This is a genomic window from Acinetobacter sp. ANC_7655, assembly GCF_056784015.1.
This window is the reverse complement of record NZ_JBWYJB010000022.1, coordinates 1-5,503: the sequence shown is the minus strand read 5'-3', so window position 1 is coordinate 5,503 and position 5,503 is coordinate 1. Positions and strand designations below refer to the sequence as shown.

The window sequence follows — 5,503 nt, the reverse complement described above, 5'->3', positions numbered from 1 at the left end:
ATGGGTAACCCCACACTACCATCAGCGCTAAGAGGTTTCACTTCTGAGTTCGGGAAGGGATCAGGTGGTTCACTCTTGCTATTGTCGCCAGCACAACTGTTGTGACTTTGCTTGGGTCTTATTCGCATATATTGTTTGCGTGCCTTTGCTTGGTCAAAGAAGTTATTAACAGCTATTTGAGTTGCTTTAGTTTGTGCAGTTTAGCGTTTTATCTAACTAAATCAAGTTATTTGTCATGATTTGAACCACAACACCAACTGTTTGGGTGTTGTATAGTCAAGCCTCACGAGTAATTAGTATTGGTCAGCTTCATACGTCACCGTACTTCCACATCCAACCTATCAACGTTGTAGTCTTCAACGGCTCTTTAGAGGACATAAAGTCCTTGGGAAATCTAATCTTGAGGTAGGCTTCCCGCTTAGATGCTTTCAGCGGTTATCCCTTCCGAACATAGCTACCCGGCGATGCGACTGGCGTCACAACCGGTACACCAGAGGTTCGTCCACTCTGGTCCTCTCGTACTAGGAGCAGATCCTCTCAAATTTCCAACGCCCACGGTAGATAGGGACCGAACTGTCTCACGACGTTCTAAACCCAGCTCGCGTACCTCTTTAAATGGCGAACAGCCATACCCTTGGGACCTGCTTCAGCCCCAGGATGAGATGAGCCGACATCGAGGTGCCAAACACCGCCGTCGATATGAACTCTTGGGCGGTATCAGCCTGTTATCCCCAGAGTACCTTTTATCCGTTGAGCGATGGCCCTTCCATACAGAACCACCGGATCACTAAGACCTACTTTCGTACCTGCTCGACTTGTGGGTCTCGCAGTTAAGCGCGCTTTTGCCTTTATACTCTACGCGTGATTTCCGACCACGCTGAGCGCACCTTCGTACTCCTCCGTTACTCTTTAGGAGGAGACCGCCCCAGTCAAACTACCCACCAGACATGGTCCTCGCTCCAGATAATGGAGCAGAGTTAGAACCTCAATATTACCAGGGTGGTATTTCAAGGACGGCTCCATAGAAACTGGCGTTTCTACTTCAAAGCCTCCCACCTATCCTACACAAGTAAGATCAAAGTTCAATGTCAAGCTGCAGTAAAGGTTCACGGGGTCTTTCCGTCTAGCCGCGGGTACACCGCATCTTCACGGCGAATTCGATTTCACTGAGCCTCTGCTGGAGACAGCGCCGCCATCATTATGCCATTCGTGCAGGTCGGAACTTACCCGACAAGGAATTTCGCTACCTTAGGACCGTTATAGTTACGGCCGCCGTTTACTGGGGCTTCGATCAAGAGCTTCGCTTACGCTAACCCCATCAATTAACCTTCCAGCACCGGGCAGGCATCACACCCTATACGTCCACTTTCGTGTTTGCAGAGTGCTATGTTTTTAATAAACAGTTGCAGCGGCCTGGTTTCTGAGGCTGCCAGTAGCTCAAGGAGCAAGTCCTATCACCGCCGGCAGCGTACCTTCTCCCGAAGTTACGGTACCATTTTGCCTAGTTCCTTCAGCAGAGTTCTCTCAAGCGCTTTGGTCTACTCGACCTGACCACCTGTGTCGGTTTCGGGTACGATTCCTGTGTAACTGAAGCTTAGAGACTTTTCCTGGAAGTATGGTATCAGCCACTTCGCTAGTAAACTAGCTTGCTATCGATTCTCAGCATAGAGTACCCCGGATTTGCCTAAGATACATGCCTACAATCTTCCACCTGGACAACCAACGCCAGGCTGACTTAACCTTCTCCGTCCTCTCATCGCATTACACAGAAGTATTGGAATATTAACCAATTTCCCATCGACTACGCCTCTCGGCCTCGCCTTAGGGGTCGACTCACCCAGCCCCGATTAACGTTGGACTGGAACCCTTGGTCTTTCAGCGAACGGGTTTTTCACCCGTTTTATCGTTACTCACGTCAGCATTCGCACTTCTGATACCTCCAGCAGACTTCTCAATCCACCTTCATCGGCTTACAGAACGCTCCCCTACCACTTGCAATAAATTGCAAATCCGCAGCTTCGGTACATAGTTTTAGCCCCGTTACATCTTCCGCGCAGGCCGACTCGACTAGTGAGCTATTACGCTTTCTTTAAAGGGTGGCTGCTTCTAAGCCAACCTCCTAGCTGTCTATGCCTTCCCACATCGTTTCCCACTTAACTATGATTTAGGGACCTTAGCTGGCGGTCTGGATTGTTTTCCTCTTGACTACGGACGTTAGCACCCGCAGTCTGTCTCCCGGATAGTACTCATTGGTATTCGGAGTTTGCATCGGTTTGGTAAGTCGGGATGACCCCCTAGCCGAAACAGTGCTCTACCCCCAATGGTATTCGTCCGAGGCGCTACCTAAATAGCTTTCGGGGAGAACCAGCTATCACCAGGCTTGATTAGCCTTTCACCCCTATCCACAAGTCATCCCCTGGCTTTTCAACGACAGTGGGTTCGGTCCTCCAGTAAGTGTTACCTCACCTTCAACCTGCTCATGGATAGATCGCCTGGTTTCGGGTCTACACCCAGCAACTAAACGCCCTATTAAGACTCGATTTCTCTACGGCTCCCCTATTCGGTTAACCTTGCTACTGAATGTAAGTCGCTGACCCATTATACAAAAGGTACGCAGTCACCACACGAAGTGGCTCCCACTGCTTGTATGCATGCGGTTTCAGGATCTATTTCACTCCCCTCACAGGGGTTCTTTTCGCCTTTCCCTCACGGTACTGGTTCACTATCGGTCAGTCAGGAGTATTTAGCCTTGGAGGATGGTCCCCCCATATTCAGACAAGGTTTCACGTGCCCCGCCCTACTCGACATCATCATGTAAGCCCTTTCGTGTACAGGACTATCACCTACTATGGTTGCACTTCCCAGAGCATTCCACTAAAGCTTACATAACTTAATGGGCTTTTCCCCTTTCGCTCGCCGCTACTGAGGGAATCTCAATTGATTTCTTTTCCTACGGGTACTGAGATGTTTCACTTCCCCGCGTTTGCCTTGCAACACTATGTATTCATGTTGCAATACCTATCTTATGATAGGTGGGTTCCCCCATTCAGAAATCTCCGGATCACAGGATATTTGCCGCCTCCCCGGAGCTTTTCGCAGGCTATCACGTCTTTCATCGCCTCTGACTGCCAAGGCATCCACCACATGCACTTAATTACTTGACTATACAACCCCAAACAGTCGTTCGATCCTACAAGTAGATCGTTCAACATTACAGTTTGAAGTACTGTGTATCTAAACACTGTACAGCTTCAATTCAAATTCATATACCAAAACGCTTGATTCAGTTAATTTCGCTAGTTCTCATTTCAATCACTTCAACTTAATAACTTACGTTATCTCGTTTCCGCTCTTTCTATGAGTATGAACAAATTATTTCAACTCAAATATATGCTGTTAATGATTCACTACGTCTTCGTCAGATCGCAGTCAACTGTGATAAATCACAGAGCTTAATAATCAAGGCGTGCAGTATACACAGCTTTATTACTAAGCTCTATAAGCTATCAACTCGTTTGCTTACTACGTATTCGAATGAATACGTGGTGGAGACTAGGAGAGTCGAACTCCTGACCTCCTGCGTGCAAAGCAGGCGCTCTACCAACTAAGCTAAGTCCCCAGCTTATCATTTAGATCAATGTATCGTATGAGTATGTCATGGTGGGTCTGACAAGACTTGAACTTGTGACCCCACGCTTATCAAGCGTGTGCTCTAACCAACTGAGCTACAGACCCTCAGATACATCGTCATGAAGAACAACTTGTTGTGGATTCTTACCAATCGTCAATCTTTCGTTAAGGAGGTGATCCAGCCGCAGGTTCCCCTACGGCTACCTTGTTACGACTTCACCCCAGTCATCGGCCACACCGTGGTAAGCGTCCTCCTTACGGTTAGACTACCTACTTCTGGTGCAACAAACTCCCATGGTGTGACGGGCGGTGTGTACAAGGCCCGGGAACGTATTCACCGCGGCATTCTGATCCGCGATTACTAGCGATTCCGACTTCATGGAGTCGAGTTGCAGACTCCAATCCGGACTACGATCGGCTTTTTGAGATTAGCATCCTATCGCTAGGTAGCAACCCTTTGTACCGACCATTGTAGCACGTGTGTAGCCCTGGTCGTAAGGGCCATGATGACTTGACGTCGTCCCCGCCTTCCTCCAGTTTGTCACTGGCAGTATCCTTAAAGTTCCCGGCTTAACCCGCTGGCAAATAAGGAAAAGGGTTGCGCTCGTTGCGGGACTTAACCCAACATCTCACGACACGAGCTGACGACAGCCATGCAGCACCTGTATGTAAGTTCCCGAAGGCACCAATCCATCTCTGGAAAGTTCTTACTATGTCAAGACCAGGTAAGGTTCTTCGCGTTGCATCGAATTAAACCACATGCTCCACCGCTTGTGCGGGCCCCCGTCAATTCATTTGAGTTTTAGTCTTGCGACCGTACTCCCCAGGCGGTCTACTTATCGCGTTAGCTGCGCCACTAAAGCCTCAAAGGCCCCAACGGCTAGTAGACATCGTTTACGGCATGGACTACCAGGGTATCTAATCCTGTTTGCTCCCCATGCTTTCGTACCTCAGCGTCAGTATTAGGCCAGATGGCTGCCTTCGCCATCGGTATTCCTCCAGATCTCTACGCATTTCACCGCTACACCTGGAATTCTACCATCCTCTCCCATACTCTAGCTTCCCAGTATCGAATGCAATTCCCAAGTTAAGCTCGGGGATTTCACATCCGACTTAAAAAGCCGCCTACGCACGCTTTACGCCCAGTAAATCCGATTAACGCTCGCACCCTCTGTATTACCGCGGCTGCTGGCACAGAGTTAGCCGGTGCTTATTCTGCGAGTAACGTCCACTATCCAAGAGTATTAATCTTAGTAGCCTCCTCCTCGCTTAAAGTGCTTTACAACCAAAAGGCCTTCTTCACACACGCGGCATGGCTGGATCAGGCTTCCGCCCATTGTCCAATATTCCCCACTGCTGCCTCCCGTAGGAGTCTGGGCCGTGTCTCAGTCCCAGTGTGGCGGATCATCCTCTCAGACCCGCTACAGATCGTCGCCTTGGTAGGCCTTTACCCCACCAACTAGCTAATCCGACTTAGGCTCATCTATTAGCGCAAGGCCCGAAGGTCCCCTGCTTTCTCCCGTAGGACGTATGCGGTATTAGCATCCCTTTCGAGATGTTGTCCCCCACTAATAGGCAGATTCCTAAGCATTACTCACCCGTCCGCCGCTAGGTCCAGTAGCAAGCTACCTTCCCCCGCTCGACTTGCATGTGTTAAGCCTGCCGCCAGCGTTCAATCTGAGCCATGATCAAACTCTTCAGTTTAAAATCAATAGTACCTAAAGGGTACCAATCTTGGCTCATCAATTACTGACAAAAAATTTGCTCAAATAAACTTCGAGAAATTTCTACCAATCATCAATGATAATATATATCGATCAATCAACCAGTAAAAATCCACACAAGTTGTTCTTCATAATCTCTTAATGATCTT

The 5,503-nt window shown here is 48.8% G+C and carries 2 tRNA genes and 3 rRNA genes; all 5 read right to left on the bottom strand.

The window, feature by feature from the left end:
* Window positions 1-92 (bottom strand): 5S ribosomal RNA (rrf, locus tag AC1M9N_RS14360); the annotation flags it as partial.
* A gap of 180 nt (window positions 93-272) precedes the next feature.
* A 23S ribosomal RNA gene (locus tag AC1M9N_RS14355) occupies window positions 273-3,164 on the bottom strand.
* 379 nt (window positions 3,165-3,543) lie between these two features.
* A tRNA-Ala gene (locus AC1M9N_RS14350) sits at window positions 3,544-3,619 on the bottom strand.
* A gap of 39 nt (window positions 3,620-3,658) precedes the next feature.
* Window positions 3,659-3,735 (bottom strand) — tRNA-Ile (locus AC1M9N_RS14345).
* A 61-nt stretch (window positions 3,736-3,796) separates the two neighbouring features.
* Window positions 3,797-5,334 (bottom strand): 16S ribosomal RNA (locus tag AC1M9N_RS14340).
* Window positions 5,335-5,503: the final 169 nt, after the last annotated feature.